The following is a 17,558-nucleotide window of genomic DNA, read 5'->3' as shown; positions in this document are numbered from 1 at the left end:
GCGAAAAGGGGCTTGCGCCGACCGGGAATCCGAGTATGTTCCGCGCCTCATTCAAGCTGTGAAGCAGCATCGGTCCTGCATTGCCGAATCTTGCAGAACTCCGCTGAATCGCAAAGGAAATCCGGGGCATGTCCCCACTGCCCGAAGGTTGAGACATGGCTGTCCCGCAGAACCGCACCACGAAATCCAAGCGCAACATGCGCCGCGCGCATGACGCGCTGGTTGCCGCCAACCCGAACGACTGCCCGAACTGTGGCGAGCTGAAGCGTCCGCACCACGTGTGCAGCGCCTGCGGCCACTACGATTCGCGCGAAGTCGTCTCGATGACCCGCGAAGTGGATATCGACGAGGACGCGGCGTAAGCCGCGCATCCTGCGCGCGTCCCGATGGCACTCGGACCCTCGTCTGCACCTGCCCCGGCCTCTGAGCGCGTAGTCATTTCCGTTGACGCCATGGGTGGCGATCGTGGACCGGAAGCTGTCGTTGCCGGTCTTGTCGACTCGCTTGGCCAGCACCCCCGCATGGACGTGATCCTGCACGGTGACGAAGCGGTGCTGCGCCCGCTGATTGCGCGCCATACCGATCTTCTGTCGCGCATCACGCTTCGCCATGCCGAACGTGTGGTGAAGATGGAGGACAAGCCTGCCCAGGTGATGCGCCACGGTCAGGGCACCTCGATGTTCTCGACCATCGACGCAGTGAAGGACGGCGAGGCGGCGGCGGCCGTGTCCTGCGGCAATACCGGCGCGCTGATGGCGGTGTCGATGCTGCGGCTGCGCAAACTGCCGGGCCTTAGCCGTCCGGCCATCGCCAGCCTCTTTCCGACGCCCACTCCCGGCAAGATGAACGTCATGCTGGACATGGGGGCCGACGTGAAGGCCGAACCCACGGACCTGCTGCAATTCGCCTTCATGGGCGCGTCCTATGCCCGCAACGGGCTTGCCATCGCCCGCCCGCGCGTCGGCCTCTTGAACGTCGGCACCGAAGAGCACAAAGGCCGGGCGGAACTGCACGAAGCGCACGCCCTTCTGGGCCGCAGCGCCGAGACGGGCAGTTTCGACTACATCGGCTTCGTCGAAGGCACTGATATCCTGTCCGACCGCGTCGACGTGATCGTGACCGATGGCTTCACCGGCAATGTGGCCCTGAAGGCCATCGAGGGCACCGCGCGGCTGGTGGGCGATCTTCTGAAGCAGACGCTGACCTCGACGCTGCTGGCCAAGCTGGGCGCGCTTCTGGCGCGGGGGGCGCTGCGGCGTCTGCAGATGCGGATCGACCCGCGCCGGGTGAACGGCGGCGTGTTCCTGGGATTGAACGGCACGGTGGTCAAATCACACGGGTCCGCCGACGCGACGGGGGTCGCGGCGGCCATCGGCCTTGCGTATCAACTGGCGCAGTCGGGCTTCCTGGAACGCCTTGCAGCGCGGGTTGCATCCGCCGAAGCCGCGGGGCAGGATGCCGGCGAAGTGGGGGCCGCAACGGCCGGGACCGGAGGCAATCCTTCCGAATGACGATACGCGCCGCAGTCAGGGGCGTCGGGCACTATCTGCCCGACCGCGTCGTCCCCAACTCTGAATTCGAAGCCATCGTGGACACGTCGGACGAATGGATCCGCTCGCGCTCGGGGATCGAACGTCGGCATTTCGCTGCCGAAGGTCAGTTGACCAGCGACCTTGCCACCCGCGCCGCCACTGCCGCGCTGGCCGATGCCGGGATCGGGGCCGACCAGATCGACGCGATCATCGTCGCCACCTCGACCCCCGACCTTACCTTTCCGTCCGTAGCCACGATGGTGCAGCACGCGCTTGGGATGACCAAGGGCTATGCCTTCGACGTCCAGGCCGTCTGCGCAGGATTCGTCTACGCCCTGGCCAATGCCAACGCCCTGATCCTTTCCGGCCAGGCCACCCGAATCCTGGTCATCGGGGCCGAGACCTTCAGCCGCCTGATGAACTGGAAGGACCGCGGAACCTGCGTCCTTTTCGGCGACGGTGCCGGCGCGGTCGTGCTGGAAGCCATCGAAGGCCAGGGCACCAACGCTGACCGCGGCATCCTGGCGACCGACCTCAACTCGGACGGGCGCTACAAGGACATCCTTTATGTCGACGGCGGCACCTCGACCGGGACGACGGGGCATCTGGTGATGGAAGGCAAGGAAGTCTTTCGGCATGCCATTGAAAAGCTTGCCGAAACTGCACACACCGCGCTGGACAAGGCGGGTCTCACGCCGGAAGATGTCGACTGGATCGTGCCGCATCAGGCCAATATCCGCATCATCGAGGGCACCGCGAAACGCATGCAGGTCACGATGGACCGCGTCGTCGTGACCGTCCAGGACCACGGCAACACCTCTGCCGCCTCGATCCCGCTGGCCCTTTCCGTGGGCAAGCAGCGCGGCCAGATCAAGCCCGGCGACCTTGTGGTGACCGAGGCGATCGGTGGCGGCCTGGCCTGGGGTTCGGTCGTCCTGCGCTGGTAAGCGCCTTTAACCACGCGTTCCAAGTGGTTGATATTGACTCGGAAATCCATCCGGCCCAATCTCGCCCGACAACAACTCGTGGGGGACGAGATGAGCGAGAAGACCCTGACCCGGATGGACCTGAGCGAAGCCGTGTTTCGTGAAGTCGGTCTCAGCCGAAACGAATCTGCCAATCTCGTCGAAGCGGTCCTGCAACACATGTCCGATGCGCTTGCCCAGGGCGAGACGGTAAAGATCTCGTCCTTCGGGACCTTTTCGGTCCGCGCCAAGACGGCCCGCGTCGGCCGCAACCCGAAGACCGGCGAAGAAGTGCCGATCTCGCCCCGCCGGGTGCTGACCTTCCGCCCCTCGCACCTGATGAAGGACCGCGTGGCGGCCGGGAAAAAGCGCTAAGCGCCGATGGACAAGTCGCCCGACGCCTTCCGCACGATCAGCGAGGTCGCCGACAGCCTGGACACGCCAGCCCATGTGCTGCGCTTCTGGGAAAGCCGGTTTCCGCAGATCAAGCCGGTGAAGCGGGCCGGGGGGCGGCGGTACTACCGGCCTGCGGATGTGGCGCTTCTGACCGGGATCAAGCGCCTGTTGCATGACGAGGGTCTGACGATCCGCGGCGTGCAGAAGATTCTGCGCGATCAGGGTGTGCGGCATGTGGCGGGCCTGTCGGACGAATCGGTCAGCGTCGACGCGTTTGTTCCGGTCGACACGCGCGACGATCTTGCGGCCCTGCCCGACGAGGTGCCCGAGGCCGGTTTCATCGCCATCGAAGACGAGCCGGAGCCTGACCCCGAACCGCCTGCCGCACGCCCGGTCGTGCTTCCGCTGCAGCCGTCGCTTTTCGACCGCCCCTTCGACCCGCCGCCCGCCCTGGCCCGGGGCGAGGGCAGCGTTTCGGCACCGAAGAAGCCGACCTTGCCTGACACGGTCACTTTTTCCAGCCTCATCAGGCAATTGCCGCGCAATGCTGCCACACGGAACCCCGGCCAGCTTGCCGATGTCGCCCGCCGTCTGGCAGCGCTGCGCGCCCGGATGGTCGAACGTGCCGAAGGCGGTATTGGCTGACGATCAGATGCGCTTTCCCGCTTGCACCGGCCCGGAATACCGGTATGTATCGCCCCGTGTCGGGCCGTAGCGCAGCCTGGTTAGCGCGTCCGTCTGGGGGGCGGGAGGTCGAGAGTTCGAATCTCTCCGGCCCGACCATCGAAAACCCGCCCGCCTGCCAACCGGCATGGCGGGCGGTTTTATATCTGACCCACGGGGGGCTTTGATGACTGCCGGAGTTCTGCCCGCCCAGGCCCTGCGCCAGCTGATCGCCACCGGCGCGCTTTCCGCCCGGCCCGCGATCCGTGAGGATCAGATCCAGCCCGCCAGCCTTGATCTGCGCCTTGGCACTGTCGCCTACCGTGTCCGCGCCTCGTTCCTGACCGGACAGGGCCGCACCGTGCAGGACCGGCTGGAAGAATTCACCATGCACAAGGTGAACCTGGCGGAAGGCGCCGTCCTGGAAAAGAACTGCGTCTATGTGGTGCCCCTGGCCGAACACCTCGCCCTGCCCCAGGGCGTCACCGCTGTGGCCAATGCCAAAAGCTCGTCCGGGCGGCTTGACCTTCTGACCCGCACGATCACCGATGGCGGGACCGAGTTCGACCGCATTCCCGAAGGCTACCACGGCCCGCTTTATGCCGAGGTTTGCCCGCGCAGCTTTTCCGTCCTGGTGCGCGAAGGCCAGCGGCTGAACCAGATCCGCTTCCGCCAGGGCCAGGCGGTCCTGACCGACGCCGAACTGGCCGCCCTGCATGCTGTCGAGCCTCTGGTTTCGGGCGAGGCGGTCATTTCCGAGGGCCTGGGCTTTTCGGTCGACCTCAAGCCCGCAACGGGCACCCTTGTCGGCTACCGCGCCAAGCCGCACACCGGCGTCGTGGATCTGGACCGCATCGGCCACTACCCCGCCCCCGACTTCTGGGAGGAGCTGCACTCCAGCGATGGCCGGATCATCCTGGACCCCGGTGCCTTCTACATCCTTGTCAGCCGCGAGGCGGTGACGATCCCTCCCGACTACGCTGCCGAGATGGCCCCCTACCTGGCGATGGTCGGCGAATTCCGCGTTCACTACGCCGGTTTCTTCGATCCCGGCTTCGGTCATGCCGCCGCGGGGGGCGCAGGCTCCCGGGGTGTCCTGGAGGTCCGCTGCCACGAGGCCCCGTTCGTGCTGGAACATGGGCAGATTGTCGGTCGTCTGGTCTATGAGCGCATGTCCGAACGGCCCGAGACGCTATACGGCGCGGGGATCGCCTCGAACTACCAGGGCCAGGGGTTGAAACTGGCCAAACAATTCCGGACGATCTGACGTTTTCGCATCACCCTTTGCTGGACCGAAAGGCCGTCGGGATGCGGGAAGCGCGCTGGATTGCTGCCAACCGGTCGCACGACGCCTGAAGCTTGGCACGCCCTGCAAACCGTCGTCTCTGTCGGTGGTCACCCAGCCGATACGACTGCCTGCCTTGCCCGTTGGCCGCCTGCGGCCTTACCGCCACAACCGGCGGGTCGCCTTCGAGATTTCCTTGGCCCGCTGCGCCAATTCGCGCCCCTTTCTGGCCTGCTCGCGTTCTTCGGGCGTCATCTCGGCCTCGGGTTTGCCCCGGCTTGCGGCATAGTTGATCCCGGCGTCCACGGCACTGCGGACGAACATCTTGGTCAGCATGCTGAAAAGTCCGTTCAGATTCATCCGCCCCTCCTGTTGGCCGCCTGCGTGATATGGGGCAGCCCTTGGCAAAAACCAGATCCTCGCCCGGGTGGCGGGTCAATCCTCGAAAAGCTCGCTCTGGCCGGTCGTGGCTTCGTCGTCCTCGTCGCCAGTCGCGCCCTGCCCCGGCAAGGGTCGGCTGTCCAGAAGCCCCGCCGCCCGGAGTTCCTTCAGCCCCGGCAGGTCGCGCGCCGATTCCAGGCCGAAGTGGTCCAGGAAACCTTCCGTCACCACGAAAGTCACCGGCCGGCCGGGGGTCATCCTGCGGCGGCCCAGGCGAATCCACTCCAGCTCCATCAGCTGATCCACCGTGCCCCGGCTGACCGCGACGCCGCGGATTTCCTCGATCTCGGCCCGCGTCACAGGCTGATGGTAGGCCACGATCGCCAGCGTCTCGATGGCCGCACGGCTAAGCTTGCGAACCTCCACCGTCTCGCGCCGCATGAGAAACCCAAGGTCCGCCGCCGTCCGGAAGGCATAGGCGTCGCCCACCTTCACCAGGTTCACCCCCCGCCCCTCATAGCGCTTCTTGAGGTAGACCAGCGCCTCGGCCGGGTCCGCGCCATGCGGCATCCGCGCTTCCAGCTCGGCCAGGGTCACCGGCTCGGCTGACGCAAAGAGGATCGCTTCGACCATCCGCTCCTGCTCGCCCATCGGGGGGGCGTCGAACAGGCTTTCTTCGGTATCCGGTGCCATCACCCGTCCTTCCGTCGCAGCTCGATGGGGGCAAAGGTCTCGCCCTGCCGCAGCACCACCTGACCCCGCTTGGCCATCTCCAGCACCGCCGCGAAATGGGCCGCCAGCGAGGACCGCCGCGCCATCGGAGTCCCGTCCCAGCCCTCGGGCAGAAAGCTGATCAGCGTCGCCCAGTCGCCGACATAGCCGATCAGCCCCCGCATCCGGTCCAGCGCCTGTTCCATCGTGTAGACATGTTCGCGGTCAAGGACAAAGGGCCGGAACTCGTCCTTGGTGCGGATCTGCGCATAGGCGCGCATCAGGTCCAGCAGGGTCGCCGTGTAAGTGACCTTGCGGTGATGCGTCAGGTCTTCGGGCACGCCGCGCGCGAAGAAATCCCGCCCCAACTGGTCGCGCCCCATCAGCCGCGCCGCCGCGTCGCGCATCGCCTGCAGGCGTTCCAGCTGAAAGGCGAGGTGCGCGGCAAGGTCCTCGGCCGACGGTCCCGCCTCACCGGGTTCGGGAGGCAACAGAAGCCGCGATTTCAGGAAGGCCAGCCAGGCCGCCATCACCAGATAATCCGCCGCCAGTTCGATCCGCAGACTGCGCGCCTTTTCAACGAAGCCCAGGTATTGCTCGGCCAGTTGCAGCACCGAGATCTTCCGCAGGTCGACCTTTTGCGTGCGTGACAGTGTCAGCAAAAGGTCCAGCGGCCCCTCGAAGCCGTCGACATCGACGATCAGAGCCTCGGCGGCCAGACGCTCTTCGGGAGAGACGCGTTCGGGCTGGTCCCAGGGCTCGTCAGCCATGCGCCAGCTCGGCCAGCGCCGCCTTGACATCGACCGTCGCCGGACGCCGCGCTGCGACCGCCGCCTCGGCCCGCGCCCGCGCCGCAGGTCCCATGACCCCCGCCGCGCCTGCAACGGCGACCATCTCGGCCATGTCACCCTTGCAATGCAGCGCCACGTCCACCCCCGCCGCGATGGTCAGCGCCGTGCGTTCGGCCAAAGTCCCGGACAAGGCCTGCATGTTCAGGTCGTCCGACATCAGAAGGCCCTGAAACCCGATCTCTTCGCGGATCACCCGGATCATCGTGGGCGATTGCGTGGCAGGCCGCTCGCCATCCAGGGCCGCAAAGACCAGATGCGCGGTCATCGCCATCGGCAGGTCGGCCAGCGCCCGGAACGGCGCGAAATCGACCGCCGTCAGCTCTTCGTGTGACACATCCACCGTCGGCAGGTCGTGGTGCGTGTCGACGTGGGACAGCCCATGCCCTGGCATATGCTTCATCACTGGCAGGACCCCACCCGCCATCAGCCCCTCGGCCACCGCCCGCCCGATCCGCGCCACCGTGTCCGGGTCGCGGCCGTAGCAGCGGTTCATCAGGAACGGATGCGTCTCGGGCCGCACCACGTCCAGCGTCGGAATGCAGTCGGCGTCGATTCCCACATCGGCCAGTTCGGCGGCAATCACGCTGGCCCGCAGCCGCATGATCCGTTCCGCCGCCTCGACCGACCCTGCCCCATCCACCGTGTCCAGCGGAGGCGTCCAGTCCCGCCAATGGGGGCTGCGCAGGCGTTGCACCCGGCCCCCTTCCTGGTCCACCAGGATCGGGGCCTGCCAGCCCACGGCCTCGCGCAGGTCAGCGGTCAGGCGACGCAGCTGGTCGGGGTCCTCGACGTTGCGGGCGAAAAGGATGAAGCCGAACGGATCGGCATCCCGGTAAAAGGCGCGTTCGTCAGGCAAAAGCTTCGGCCCGGCGCAGCCGAAGATCGCAGCGCCAAGGCCCGCGGTCATTTGTGTGGCACCGGGATGCAGACCGCATCTTCCGTCACGAAGGCGGAACAGAACCGGCGCGCGTCATCCTCGCCCTCGAACCCATGCGCGCGAAGGCGATAGAACGTGCGCCCTCCGCTTTCCGCGGGCTGCACCACCATCGCCTTTGCCGCCATCAGCTCGCCAAAGCGGCCCTGCAGCCGGGACCATTCCGCCCGCGCTTCCTCGGCGGTGTCGAAGGTGCCGAACTGCACCAGCCGGGTGCCCGGGGTCAGCGTCGCGGGGTCCACCTCAGTGGGCGCGGGCAAGGTCTGGGCGGCCTCGGCCACAGGAACCGCGGCAGACCGCGCACCGGGACGCGCCTTCGGACGGATCGAGACGGTGATCGCGCCCTCGGGCGCGGGTTCGGACGGAAGCTCCAGCGCGACCGTGTCGGCCACAGGATCTTCCACCGGGATCTCGCCCAGCGCCTCGGCCAGGGCGGCATCGACGGCAACTTCGGTCGGTGTGGCACTCTCCGTGGGAGGCGCCGCCGCCAGCGCCAGATCGGCATTCGCCGTCAGCGCGGATACGGGGGCCGAAGCTTCCTCCAACCCAGGCATCGGCGTCGCACCCAGACCGGCTGTGTCTTCGGGGGCAAGTTCGACCGGGCGCGGCGCCAGCACCAGCTTTTCCGGCGGAGGTGCCGCAATCCCGACCGCGGCCACGGCATTGACGGCAAGCCCCTGGTGATCGGCAATCTCGCCGCCCGGGTCCGCCGGCGCGATGCGCATCGGGCCGTCCATCGCCTGGATCACCGGCACGCCGCGCACGTCGCGCACCGCCAGCTGATACCCCCAGACACCCAGGCCCACGACCAGGCCCAGCGAGGTGACCGCCCCGGCGATATTGACGCTGCGTTGCACCTTGCGGGCATCGAGGGCTGGCCTTGCACCCTGCCGCAAAGGCTCCTCCCGATGAGAGTAGCCGCCGCCGAAGTCATAATCCGCGTCCGCCATCTGCTGCCCCTGCCTGCGAGGCGGTTGATCCACCCCTGCAATACGCCTCGTCTCCAGCGGGGCGCGGTTGGTCAGCGCATTTCCTCGACAGGAGTCACGCCAAGGATACCAAGGCCAGCGCAAATGACAACGCCCACGGCCCGGACAAGGGCGATTTTCGCCGCAGAAATTGCGGTATCCCCCTGGATGAACCGCAAGCTGTCGTCATCATTGCCCTTGTTCCACAACCCGTGGAAGTCCGAGGCGAGTTCGTAAAGGTAGAAGGCCACCCGGTGCGGCTCATGCCCCTTGGCGGCGATTTCAACCAGCCGCGGCCATTCGCCCAGCTTGCGGATCACTTCCAGTTCCGCTTCATGGCCCAGGTGGGCAAGGTGCGCTGCGGAAAGCGAGGCATCGCTCACGTCCAGGCCGGCGTCGCGGGCTTTGCGCAGGATGCTGTTGATCCGGGCATTGGCGTATTGCACGTAAAAGACCGGGTTGTCCTTCGACTGCTCGGTCACCTTGTCAAAGTCGAAGTCCAATGCGACGTCGTTCTTGCGTGTCAGCATGACGAAGCGGACAACGTCCGGCCCGACCTCCTCGATCAGGTCGCGCAGGGTGACGAAGGTCCCGGCGCGCTTGGACATCTTGACGATCTGCCCACCCTTCAACAGCTTGACCAGCTGGATCAGCTTGATGTCCAGCGTCACGCGGTTTTCCGAAAGCGCACTGACCACGGCCTTCAGGCGTTTCACATAGCCCGAATGGTCCGCGCCAAAGATGTTGATCAGCGCGTCGAACCCGCGCTGCACCTTGTTGTAGTGGTAGGCAATGTCGGGGGCGAAATAGGTCCAGGATCCATCCGACTTCTGCACCGGCCGGTCCTGGTCGTCGCCGAACGCGGTTGACCGGAACAGGGTCTGCTCGCGCGCTTCCCAATCCTCGGGGGCCTTGCCTTTCGGGGGTTCCAGCGTCCCCTGGTAGATCAGGTCCAGCTTCTTCAGCCGCTCGATCGCCGCCTCGATCTGCCCCGTGCCATACAGCGCCTTTTCCGACGAATAGACGTCCATCTTGACGCCCAGCCCCGCCAGATCCTCGCGGATCATCTCCATCATCATGTCGGTCGAGAAGACCCGCACATCCGCCAGCCAGACACTTTCCGGCTGGTCCAGCAGGCTGTCGCCATACTTGTCTTTCAGCGCCTGCCCGACCGGGATCAGGTAGTCACCAGGATACAGCCCCTCGGCGATCTCGGGCGACAGCCCATGCGCCTCGCGGTAACGCTCATAGGCACTGCGGGCCAGCACATCGACCTGCCCGCCGCCGTCGTTGATGTAGTATTCCCGCGTGACCGCAAAACCGGCGTAGGCCAGCAGCGCTGCCAGCGCATCGCCCACCACGGCACCCCGCGCATGGGCCACATGCATCGGCCCCGTCGGGTTGGCGCTGACGAATTCGACGTTGACCTTGCGCCCCTGGCCCAGCGACGACCGGCCATAGCCCGTCCCCTGCACCAGCACCTCGCGCACCAGCCCCTGCCAGGCCGCAGGCTCCAGCCGCAGGTTCAGGAACCCAGGCCCCGCCACATCCGCCCCCGCCACGCGCGGGTCCGCCATCAGCCGCGCCGCCAGAGCATCCGCAATCGCCCGAGGCTGCATCCCTGCCGGCTTCGCCAGCACCATCGCCGCGTTGGTCGCCATCTCGCCATGCCCCTGGTCGCGCGGCGGCTCGACCGCAACGGCAGCAAGGTCCAGCCCCTGGGGCAGCACGCCCGAAGCCATGAGCCCCTGCAATTCGGCCACCACAAGCTCACGGATATCGGCGAACAGGTTCATTTGATCACATCCTCTGATGCCCAAGGCCATGCCAGAGCCCCGATCAGAGGTCAAGGATCGGCGCGGGGTTCACCCCCGCCGCCATTCCTCCAGCGCCGCATTCTCCTCGGGCACCGCCCCCCCCGCCGCAAACGGAGACACCACCGCCCGGTTGCGGAAGTAATGCGTCTCGCGCGCGCCGAAGTAGAAGGCGACGATGGCGCCCAACAGCCACCACAAGGGCTCGGGCACTGCGTTCAGCCCCACCATCCGCTGCGCAAACGCCACGGGGTCCACCATCGCATAGGTGAACAGTCCCAGCGTCCCGAAGGCCAGACAGGGGCGCGGCAGCCGGTTCAGCCCGTTCACCATCCGGTCGAACCAGCTAAGCGCGGGATGCTGGTACTCCTCGCCCAACTGCCGCAAGGCCGCCATCTGCGCCTCGGCCGACAGTTCCATCCGCTTGGTGGCACTGGGCACGAAGATCTCTGCCACCCCCTGCGCCGCTTCCCCCAGCGCAGACACCGCCGCCGGAGTCCCGATCAGCTTGCCGATCATTCCCCCCATCCCCTTACCCCCACGCCGCCACCCGCGCCCGGTGCTGCGCCTCGGTCAGATGATACTTCGGAGAGATGAACTCCTCGGCCCGCACGATCCAGCCGCCCTTGCCGCCATCCTTGCGCCGCGCGAACTTGCGGCTCGCCGGGCGCTTGTCGGCAATCGCATAGTAGTAGTTGCGCCGGGCGATCCCGTAGGCGTCCGGCAGGTGCGAGGGCGCGGCCTCATAGGCCATCTGCGCCGCCCTTATCGTCTGCGGGCCGATGGCCCCGTCCGGGTCGCAGGGAAAGCCCATGTCGGTCAGAAGCCGCTGCAGGATCTTCACCGCATTCCCGCCCGCGTTGACATACATGTCGAAGACGGATGCCTGCAGCGCGTCGGGCAAGGCCGCGATGCCCGGCCCCTCGTAGTAGTGCTTGAGATAGATTTCCACGGCCTGCTTGCGGGTCAGCGCCCGGACGTCAGCCACGTCGATCCGCGTGTCGCGGTTCACGTCGATCCCGAGGCGACGCATGGTATGGATCGTCACCCCGTGATTGGTCGCCCCACCCGGATCATCCGGGTCGTTGACGAACCCACCCTCTCGGGCCACGATTTCCTCGGCAATCTGACGGACATCCGGCATCGGCCACCCCCTGTGCAACGGGGGCAACCTCGCAAAGCTGCGTTAACGCGGCGCGACCACAGCGCGCGGTCAGCTTTCCGGCTTGGCGTTCGGATCGACGTAGACGCCCTGCTCTTTCAGCGCATCGACAACTTCCTGCGGCATGTAGGTCTCGTCATGCTTGGCCAGGACCTCGGTCGCGATGAAGGTGTCACCCTCCATCTTGCCCAGGGCCACCATCCCCTGCCCTTCGGAGAAAAGGTCAGGCAGGATGCCGTTGTAGCGCACCGGAACCGACATGTTGGTATCGGTCACGGCAAAGGACACTTCGGTCCCCTCGCCCCGAACGATCGACCCTTCGACCACCAGCCCGCCGATGCGGAACGTCTCGCCCTCGGAGGGTGGCTCGGACATCACCTGGCTGGGGCTGCGGAAGAAGTTGATCCCGTCGCGCATCGCATAGCCGACCAGCCCGGTGGCCCCCATCAGAGCCACGGCGGCCAGCGCGATCACCTGGATGCGCCGCTGCTTCTTCAGGCCCTTCAGCCCCCGGAATTCCTTGCCATTCATCCCACGCACCCCTTCCACTGGGCGTCTTCTACCCGCGCCATAGCTGGGTACGCCTTGACCCGCGTCAAGTCCTTGCCGAAAGACTGGTCCTTAAGGAAAGACCGGTGCCAGCATCAGACCTTCCGTCTCGGGCAGGCCCAGCATCAGGTTGGCGTTCTGGATCGCCTGCCCCGATGACCCCTTGGTCAGGTTGTCCAGGACCGCCACCACCACGGCAAGACCCGGCCTGCGGTCTCCTATCACGCCCAGATGGCAGAAGTTCGATCCGGCGATATCGCGGGTCGACGGCAGCGCCCCAAAGGGCAGAACCTTCAGGAATGGCTCGTTTTCATAAGCCTTTTCCAGCACTTGATGCACGACTTTCGCGTCGCCCTTCACATAGACCGTCGCCAGGATACCCCGGTTCATCGGCAGAAGATGCGGCGTGAACTGCACCTGCACGGGCCGCCCGGCGACCTTGGAAAATTCCTGGTCGAACTCGCCCAGGTGCCGGTGCTTGCCGCCCGCCGAATAGGCATGCGTGCCCCCGGACAATTCCGCGTGAAGAAGATTCTCCTTCAACGACCGCCCGGCGCCCGAGACCCCGGCCTTCAGGTCGATCAGGATATCGTCCAGATCAATGCAGCCCGCCGCGATCAGGGGCCGCAGCGCGAACTGCCCCGTCGCCGCGTTGCACCCCGTGCCTGCCACCAGCCGCGCGCCCTTGATCTCATCCCGGTAGAACTCGGTCAGCCCGTAGACCGCCTCCTTCTGCAGGTCCTGCGCGGCGTGGGGTTGCCCATACCACTTCTCGTATTCGGCCGGATCGCGCAGCCGGAAGTCCGCCGACAGATCGACGATCTTCAGGTCCCGCGGCAGCTTGGCGACCACCTCCTGCGTGGTCGCATGAGGAAGCGCGCAGAAACACAGGTCAACATTGGAAAAATCGATCTCGTCGATCTTCTGCAGCACCGGCAGGTCCAGATGACGCAGGAAGGGAAACACCTCCGCCATCGCCATGCCCGCCTTGCGGTCCGCCGACAGCGCGACAATCCGCATCGAGGGATGCGTCGCGATCAGACGGACCAACTCCGCCCCCGTATAGCCCGAGGCCCCAAGAATGGCGATGCGATGGCTCATGATACGGCTCCTGCGAACGAAACGCGCCCTCTTTGCGCCCCCCGCGCCCTCAATGCAAGACCGCCGAAGGTCACCGGCACAATTCCGGCCGAAAGCCTTTCATCTTTGTCCAGTTATCCCCGCCGAAGGCATCGACACCCGAACCGGGATCATCCTTTCAGACTGGCAGAAATATCCTCTGGGGGTTCGGGGGGCGAAGCGCCCCCGACGCCCGAGGAGGAGGCGCGCCCGACGACGAGACAAAAGGCTCGCGCGTCAGCGCTCCATTCGAAAACCGCCCAGCCAGCGCGGGTCAGGGGACCGGGGCCCACATCACATCGTCGATCCGCGGCGCCCCCGTCGCCAGCATCACCACCCGGTCGAACCCCATCGCTATACCGGCCGCCGGGGGCATCCCCCCCAGCGCCGCCAGGAAGTCCTCGTCCAGAGGATAGCTCTCGCCATAGACCCGGGCCTTCTCGACCATCTCCGCCTCGAACCGCCGCCGCTGCTCGACCGCGTCGGTCAGCTCGCCAAATCCGTTCGCCAGCTCCACCCCGCACGCATAGACCTCGAACCGCTCCGCCACCCGAGCATCCCCCGGCACCTTCCGGGCAAGGGCCGCCTCGGCAGAGGGATAGCGGTCAAGGATCGTCACCCGCCCGTCCCCCAGCTTCGGCTCGACCTTCTCGGACAAGACCCGGCTCAGCATGTCCGACCAGGTGTCGTCCAAGGCCCGCCGCACCCCGATCCGGTCCAGCTCCTCCGCCAAGGTTTCGGCGTCCGTCGAGCCATCCGCCCGGATCGACCGCATCAGGTCCACCCCGGCATGCACCGCGAAAGCCTCTGCCACCGAAAGGCGCTCGGGGTCCTGGAACGGATCACAGACCCGCTCCCGGAACCGCAACACCGAGGCCCCCGCCCCCTGCGCGGCCAGCCGCAGGAAGGCCATCGTGTCGGCCATCAGGACCTCGTACCCCTCGCCCACCCGGTACCATTCCAGCATCGTGAACTCGGGGCTGTGCAAAGCCCCCCGTTCGCGGTTCCGCCAGACATGGGCGAAGGCGTGGATCCGGGTCTCCCCCGCCGCCAGCAACTTTTTCATCGCGAATTCGGGCGAGGTATGAAGGTACATCTGACGAGGCACCCCATCGTTCCCGATCGCCTGGGTGGCAAAGCCGTGCAGGTGCGCCTCGTTCCCCGGGCTGATCGCCAACGCGGCGGGGTCCACTTCGGTGAAGCCCTCCGCCGCCAACCAGCCGCGGATCGCCGCCTGGATGCGGTTGCGGGTCAGAAGGATCGGACGGCGGTCGGCGTGGCGGTGGACGGCCCACCACGGGCTGGACGGGGGCGAAGCGGGATTCATCTGGAAATTCCAGTCGGGATGGGTTACGGGCGCGGGCAGATGCCGGTCCTGGGACCGGTTCCCGATATAACAAGGACCCGACCTTTGAAAGTCATCGCCTCCTCGCTCCGCAAGGGCAACGTTGTCGAAATGGAGGGTCGGCTCTACGTCGTGCTGACCGCTTCGAACTTCCACCCCGGCAAGGGCACGCCCACCACCAGCGTCGACATGCGCCGGATTTCGGACGGCACCAAGGTCAGCGAACGCTGGCGGACGACCGAGATGGTCGAGAAGGCCACCGTCGACGAGCGGGAGTATGACTTCCTTTATGAGGACGGCGAAGGGTTCCACTTCATGGACCCGATCAGCTACGATCAGGTCGTCGTGACCGAGGACGTGCTGGGGGCCAACAAGGTCTACCTGCAGGAAGGCATGCGCTGCTATGTGAAGACCTTCGACGGGGTTCCGATCGCGATGGAAGTCCCGCAGAAGATCACCGTCGAGATCCTGGAGACCGAACCGGTCACCAAAGGGCAGACCGCCTCGTCCTCCTACAAGCCTGCCACGGTCCAGAACGGGCTGCGGGTCATGGTCCCCCCCCATATCGGGCCGGGCGTGCGGATCGTGATCAACACCGACGACGACAGCTATGTCGAGCGCGCCAAGGACTGAGTGTCCACGGTGGAAAATCTGCGATAGTCCTGACCTATCAAGGGCTTGATCGCGGACGTCAAGAACTTGGAAAGGCTTGGAAAGGCACGCCGCGGGGCGTGCCTTTTCGCTTTGCCGGGGGGCGCAAAGGGCTATTCTGGGGGCCGCAAGGGAGGCCAGCATGCCAAGCGACCATGACGCCTACAAGCCCGCCGAAATCGCCGCGCTGATCGAGACGGCGGGCGTCGCCAAGGCCGCCCTGCCGCTGCACCGGCTGGCAACGCTGGCCCTGCTGGCGGGGGCTTTCATCGGCTTTGGCTCGGCTTTCTGGTGCATGGCGATGGCGGGCGCGGACCCGGGCTTCGGTCCGCAGCGCGTTCTGGGAGGCATGGTCTTTGCGCTGGGGCTGATCCTGGTGGTTGTCGGCGGGGCCGAGTTGTTCACCGGCAACGCGCTGATGGTGATGGCGGCGGTGGACCGCCGGATCACCCTTGGCGCGCTTTTGCGGAACTGGGGGATCGTCTGGCTGGGCAATCTGGTGGGCGCGGTCGGGCTGGCGCTGGCCTTCGGAATGTCGGGTCTGCTGGACGGGCCGATGGGCGCTGTGGCCGCAAAGGCCGCATCGGCCAAGGCCGCCCTGCCCCCGGTCGAGGCCTTTGTCCGGGGTGCCCTGTGCAATGCTCTGGTCTGCCTTGCGGTCTGGCTCAGCTTCGCGGCGCGGACGGCGACAGACAGGATTCTGGCCGTGCTCTGGCCGGTGACGGCCTTCGTCACCCTGGGGCTGGAACATTCGGTGGCCAACATGTTCCTGTTTCCGGCCGGGCTTTGGGCCGGATCAGAGGCGACCTTGGCGGGGGTCTTGGGAAACCTGCTGTGGGTGTCGCTGGGCAATGTCGTCGGCGGCGCAGGGGGAGTGGCCCTGGCTTACCGCTATGCGTATGGGGCGATGCGGGGATCGTAGGGTGGGCGATATCGCCCACCCTACGCCAAAGCCCAGCGCAAGGTTGCGTCAGGGGGCCAGCTCACCCGCCTCGATGCGAAACGGCAGGATATTGCCGGGCGGCGGCAGCGGGCAGATGGCGAAATCGGTGAAGGCGCAGGGCGGCGAGATGGCGCGGTTGAAGTCCAGCGTGATCTCGGTCTCGGTCGGGTCCTCGCCGAAGAGGAAGCGGCAGGCCGGATAGGTCTCGCCCGCCGTGGCATCGCGGAAGACGAACATCGGCTTGCCGGATTTCCAGTGCGTCGGCGTGAGGGTGACGGTCTGGCCCAGGTGCTGGAACGTTGCGCGGTGCGTCAGGGTGACGGCGGCGGTGGAGCCGTCTTTCATTGCAACTTCTGAAGCTTGCGGGGCAAAGCTTTCCCACTTTGCCCGGACAATCCAGTCCGAGGCCTCGGGAAAGAAGCGCAAGTTGACCAAAGGGGTCATCGTCAGGTCGCGAACCCGCAGGGCCGGGATGCCGTCGACAGTGTGGATTTCCAGGAGGAAGGGATCGACACGTAGCTGCGGGAATGCGTCAGGGACCGGCTGGAACGGTTCCGCGGCCTGTCCCGGGCGGGAGAAGGTTGCGCCCGTTTCGGTCAGCTCCAGCGTGCCCAGAAGGTCGGGACCAGAGGGAAGCCCCACCTCTTGCGCCGCGCCGACCAGGTGGCAGCCGGGGGCAAGCTCGATCCGGGCGACCAGGTTCAGCCAGCCGTCCGGGGCTGTCAGAGCCGCACGTCGCGCCGCGCGGTAGTCCGCGAGAGGCAGCATCAGACCGCCTCGAACGTGATCTTGCGGCGCAGGAACTGGGTCGCCTTGTTCGACACATAGGCCGGATCGCCGGTGGTCAGGAACCTGGACTGTGTGCCCGACCCCAGGAACTGCGGGCGACGTTGCAGGTAGTCGGCCAGGCTTTCGGCCACCAGGTTGGCCTGGGAATAGACCTTGACCCCCTGCCCCAATGCATCGGCGAAGACCTTCTCCATCAAGGGATAATGCGTGCAGCCCAGGATCGCGGCCTCGGGCGTCGGCATCCGGCGCTTCAGGGCCTCGACATGGCTGCGGACCAGCGCTTCGGCCAGGATCTCGTCACCCTGTTCGATGGCATCGACGAGGCCGCCGCAGGGCTGCGCCTCGACATCGACGCCGATGGCGCGGAAGGCAAGCTCGCGCTGGAAGGCGCGGCTGGCGACGGTGGCGGGGGTGGCGAAAAGGGCGACGTGCTTCACCGCCACTTCGCGCGGGGGGGAGTTGTCGCCCCATTGCCGTTCGGTCAGCGCCTCGATCAGGGG

Annotated in this window: 20 protein-coding genes, 1 tRNA gene and 1 pseudogene; 9 read left to right on the top strand and 13 right to left on the bottom strand. The window is 66.5% G+C overall.

The features are described from left to right. The first annotated feature begins 155 nt into the window (after positions 1–155). From rpmF to U1E69_RS08980, 7 genes are all read left to right on the top strand, one after another. Positions 156–362, top strand: coding sequence for a 50S ribosomal protein L32 (gene rpmF / locus U1E69_RS09010; protein WP_322244050.1), 207 nt, complete (start codon positions 156–158; stop codon positions 360–362). Positions 363–386: 24 nt separating this feature from the next. After that, on the top strand, positions 387–1,511 hold the full coding sequence (plsX, locus tag U1E69_RS09005; RefSeq protein ID WP_322244049.1) for a phosphate acyltransferase PlsX: 1,125 nt from the start codon (positions 387–389) through the stop codon (positions 1,509–1,511). Continuing rightward, entirely contained in the window at positions 1,508–2,479 is a 972-nt protein-coding gene (locus tag U1E69_RS09000) for a beta-ketoacyl-ACP synthase III (protein WP_322244048.1), read from the top strand. Before plsX ends, U1E69_RS09000 begins: the two co-directional genes overlap by 4 nt. A gap of 78 nt (positions 2,480–2,557) precedes the next feature. Then, positions 2,558–2,872: an integration host factor subunit alpha gene (gene ihfA / locus U1E69_RS08995; RefSeq protein WP_322244052.1), complete on the top strand. Its 315-nt coding sequence runs from the start codon at positions 2,558–2,560 to the stop codon at positions 2,870–2,872. A 6-nt stretch (positions 2,873–2,878) separates the two neighbouring features. Beyond that, positions 2,879–3,538 (top strand): MerR family transcriptional regulator, encoded by a 660-nt coding sequence (locus U1E69_RS08990; protein WP_322244047.1) that lies wholly within the window; start codon positions 2,879–2,881, stop codon positions 3,536–3,538. A 60-nt stretch (positions 3,539–3,598) separates the two neighbouring features. Beyond that, positions 3,599–3,676, top strand: a tRNA-Pro gene (locus U1E69_RS08985). A 67-nt stretch (positions 3,677–3,743) separates the two neighbouring features. Next, positions 3,744–4,823 (top strand): 2'-deoxycytidine 5'-triphosphate deaminase, encoded by a 1,080-nt coding sequence (locus U1E69_RS08980; RefSeq protein ID WP_322244046.1) that lies wholly within the window; start codon positions 3,744–3,746, stop codon positions 4,821–4,823. Between the two features lie 177 nt (positions 4,824–5,000). On the opposite strand, the gene U1E69_RS08975 is transcribed toward U1E69_RS08980, so the two are convergent. From U1E69_RS08975 to epmA, 11 genes are all read right to left on the bottom strand, one after another. Continuing rightward, entirely contained in the window at positions 5,001–5,201 is a 201-nt protein-coding gene (locus U1E69_RS08975) for a hypothetical protein (protein ID WP_322244045.1), read from the bottom strand. 75 nt (positions 5,202–5,276) lie between these two features. Further along, positions 5,277–5,915: an SMC-Scp complex subunit ScpB gene (gene scpB / locus U1E69_RS08970; RefSeq protein ID WP_322244044.1), complete on the bottom strand. Its 639-nt coding sequence runs from the start codon at positions 5,913–5,915 to the stop codon at positions 5,277–5,279. After that, positions 5,915–6,703 carry a ScpA family protein gene (locus tag U1E69_RS08965; RefSeq protein WP_322244043.1) on the bottom strand — a complete coding sequence of 263 codons (789 nt, stop codon included), beginning with the start codon at positions 6,701–6,703 and terminating at the stop codon, positions 5,915–5,917. Before U1E69_RS08965 ends, scpB begins: the two co-directional genes overlap by 1 nt. Next, positions 6,696–7,691 (bottom strand): glycoside hydrolase family 3 N-terminal domain-containing protein, encoded by a 996-nt coding sequence (locus U1E69_RS08960; RefSeq protein ID WP_322244042.1) that lies wholly within the window; start codon positions 7,689–7,691, stop codon positions 6,696–6,698. Before U1E69_RS08960 ends, U1E69_RS08965 begins: the two co-directional genes overlap by 8 nt. Further along, the gene (locus U1E69_RS08955; RefSeq protein ID WP_322244041.1) at positions 7,688–8,668 is read right to left on the bottom strand and encodes an SPOR domain-containing protein; all 981 of its coding nucleotides are present in this window, start codon (positions 8,666–8,668) and stop codon (positions 7,688–7,690) included. The genes U1E69_RS08960 and U1E69_RS08955 overlap by 4 nt, the downstream gene beginning before the upstream one ends. A gap of 71 nt (positions 8,669–8,739) precedes the next feature. Next, the gene (gene argS / locus U1E69_RS08950; RefSeq protein ID WP_322244040.1) at positions 8,740–10,482 is read right to left on the bottom strand and encodes an arginine--tRNA ligase; all 1,743 of its coding nucleotides are present in this window, start codon (positions 10,480–10,482) and stop codon (positions 8,740–8,742) included. A gap of 69 nt (positions 10,483–10,551) precedes the next feature. Beyond that, positions 10,552–11,019, bottom strand: a complete 468-nt coding sequence (locus U1E69_RS08945; protein WP_322244039.1) for a holin family protein — start codon at positions 11,017–11,019, stop codon at positions 10,552–10,554. A gap of 13 nt (positions 11,020–11,032) precedes the next feature. Beyond that, positions 11,033–11,644, bottom strand: a complete 612-nt coding sequence (locus tag U1E69_RS08940) for a holin-associated N-acetylmuramidase (protein WP_322244038.1) — start codon at positions 11,642–11,644, stop codon at positions 11,033–11,035. A 69-nt stretch (positions 11,645–11,713) separates the two neighbouring features. Next, positions 11,714–12,169, bottom strand: a complete 456-nt coding sequence (ccmE, locus tag U1E69_RS08935; protein WP_322244051.1) for a cytochrome c maturation protein CcmE — start codon at positions 12,167–12,169, stop codon at positions 11,714–11,716. A 114-nt stretch (positions 12,170–12,283) separates the two neighbouring features. Then, complete coding sequence (gene argC, locus U1E69_RS08930) at positions 12,284–13,312, bottom strand: N-acetyl-gamma-glutamyl-phosphate reductase (protein ID WP_322244037.1); 1,029 nt, start codon at positions 13,310–13,312, stop codon at positions 12,284–12,286. Positions 13,313–13,604: 292 nt separating this feature from the next. After that, on the bottom strand, positions 13,605–14,657 hold the full coding sequence (gene epmA / locus U1E69_RS08925; protein WP_322244036.1) for an EF-P lysine aminoacylase EpmA: 1,053 nt from the start codon (positions 14,655–14,657) through the stop codon (positions 13,605–13,607). An 84-nt stretch (positions 14,658–14,741) separates the two neighbouring features. On the opposite strand from epmA, the gene efp reads away from it, so the two are divergent. Together efp and U1E69_RS08915 are read left to right on the top strand one after the other, a co-directional pair. Further along, a complete protein-coding gene (gene efp / locus U1E69_RS08920; RefSeq protein ID WP_322244035.1) occupies positions 14,742–15,308 on the top strand; it encodes an elongation factor P in 567 nt (188 codons plus the stop codon). 160 nt (positions 15,309–15,468) lie between these two features. Then, positions 15,469–16,248 (top strand): formate/nitrite transporter family protein, encoded by a 780-nt coding sequence (locus U1E69_RS08915; RefSeq protein WP_322244034.1) that lies wholly within the window; start codon positions 15,469–15,471, stop codon positions 16,246–16,248. A 48-nt stretch (positions 16,249–16,296) separates the two neighbouring features. Here the strand turns inward: U1E69_RS08915 and U1E69_RS08910 are convergent, their stop codons facing one another. Continuing rightward, a complete protein-coding gene (locus tag U1E69_RS08910; RefSeq protein ID WP_322244033.1) occupies positions 16,297–17,037 on the bottom strand; it encodes a DUF1684 domain-containing protein in 741 nt (246 codons plus the stop codon). After that, positions 17,037–17,558 (bottom strand): annotated as a pseudogene (locus tag U1E69_RS08905) (aspartate/glutamate racemase family protein); the annotation flags it as partial. The pseudogene U1E69_RS08905 and the gene U1E69_RS08910, both read right to left, overlap by 1 nt.

This window comes from Tabrizicola sp., from assembly GCF_034366665.1.
Taxonomy (GTDB): Bacteria; Pseudomonadota; Alphaproteobacteria; order Rhodobacterales; family Rhodobacteraceae; genus Tabrizicola.
The sequence above is the reverse complement of the archived record's forward strand: the minus strand, read 5'-3'. Positions and strand labels throughout refer to the sequence as shown.

Coding starts and splice junctions, on each gene's coding strand:
- rpmF (WP_322244050.1), top strand. CDS start 156: ATGGCTGTCCCGCAGAACCGCACCACGAAATCCAAGCGCAACATGCGC.
- plsX (WP_322244049.1), top strand. CDS start 387: ATGGCACTCGGACCCTCGTCTGCACCTGCCCCGGCCTCTGAGCGCGTA.
- U1E69_RS09000 (WP_322244048.1), top strand. CDS start 1,508: ATGACGATACGCGCCGCAGTCAGGGGCGTCGGGCACTATCTGCCCGAC.
- U1E69_RS08990 (WP_322244047.1), top strand. CDS start 2,879: ATGGACAAGTCGCCCGACGCCTTCCGCACGATCAGCGAGGTCGCCGAC.
- U1E69_RS08980 (WP_322244046.1), top strand. CDS start 3,744: ATGACTGCCGGAGTTCTGCCCGCCCAGGCCCTGCGCCAGCTGATCGCC.
- U1E69_RS08975 (WP_322244045.1), bottom strand. CDS start 5,201: ATGAATCTGAACGGACTTTTCAGCATGCTGACCAAGATGTTCGTCCGC.
- scpB (WP_322244044.1), bottom strand. CDS start 5,915: ATGGCACCGGATACCGAAGAAAGCCTGTTCGACGCCCCCCCGATGGGC.
- U1E69_RS08965 (WP_322244043.1), bottom strand. CDS start 6,703: ATGGCTGACGAGCCCTGGGACCAGCCCGAACGCGTCTCTCCCGAAGAG.
- U1E69_RS08960 (WP_322244042.1), bottom strand. CDS start 7,691: ATGACCGCGGGCCTTGGCGCTGCGATCTTCGGCTGCGCCGGGCCGAAG.
- U1E69_RS08955 (WP_322244041.1), bottom strand. CDS start 8,668: ATGGCGGACGCGGATTATGACTTCGGCGGCGGCTACTCTCATCGGGAG.
- argS (WP_322244040.1), bottom strand. CDS start 10,482: ATGAACCTGTTCGCCGATATCCGTGAGCTTGTGGTGGCCGAATTGCAG.
- U1E69_RS08945 (WP_322244039.1), bottom strand. CDS start 11,019: ATGATCGGCAAGCTGATCGGGACTCCGGCGGCGGTGTCTGCGCTGGGG.
- U1E69_RS08940 (WP_322244038.1), bottom strand. CDS start 11,644: ATGCCGGATGTCCGTCAGATTGCCGAGGAAATCGTGGCCCGAGAGGGT.
- argC (WP_322244037.1), bottom strand. CDS start 13,312: ATGAGCCATCGCATCGCCATTCTTGGGGCCTCGGGCTATACGGGGGCG.
- epmA (WP_322244036.1), bottom strand. CDS start 14,657: ATGAATCCCGCTTCGCCCCCGTCCAGCCCGTGGTGGGCCGTCCACCGC.
- U1E69_RS08915 (WP_322244034.1), top strand. CDS start 15,469: ATGCCAAGCGACCATGACGCCTACAAGCCCGCCGAAATCGCCGCGCTG.
- U1E69_RS08910 (WP_322244033.1), bottom strand. CDS start 17,037: ATGCTGCCTCTCGCGGACTACCGCGCGGCGCGACGTGCGGCTCTGACA.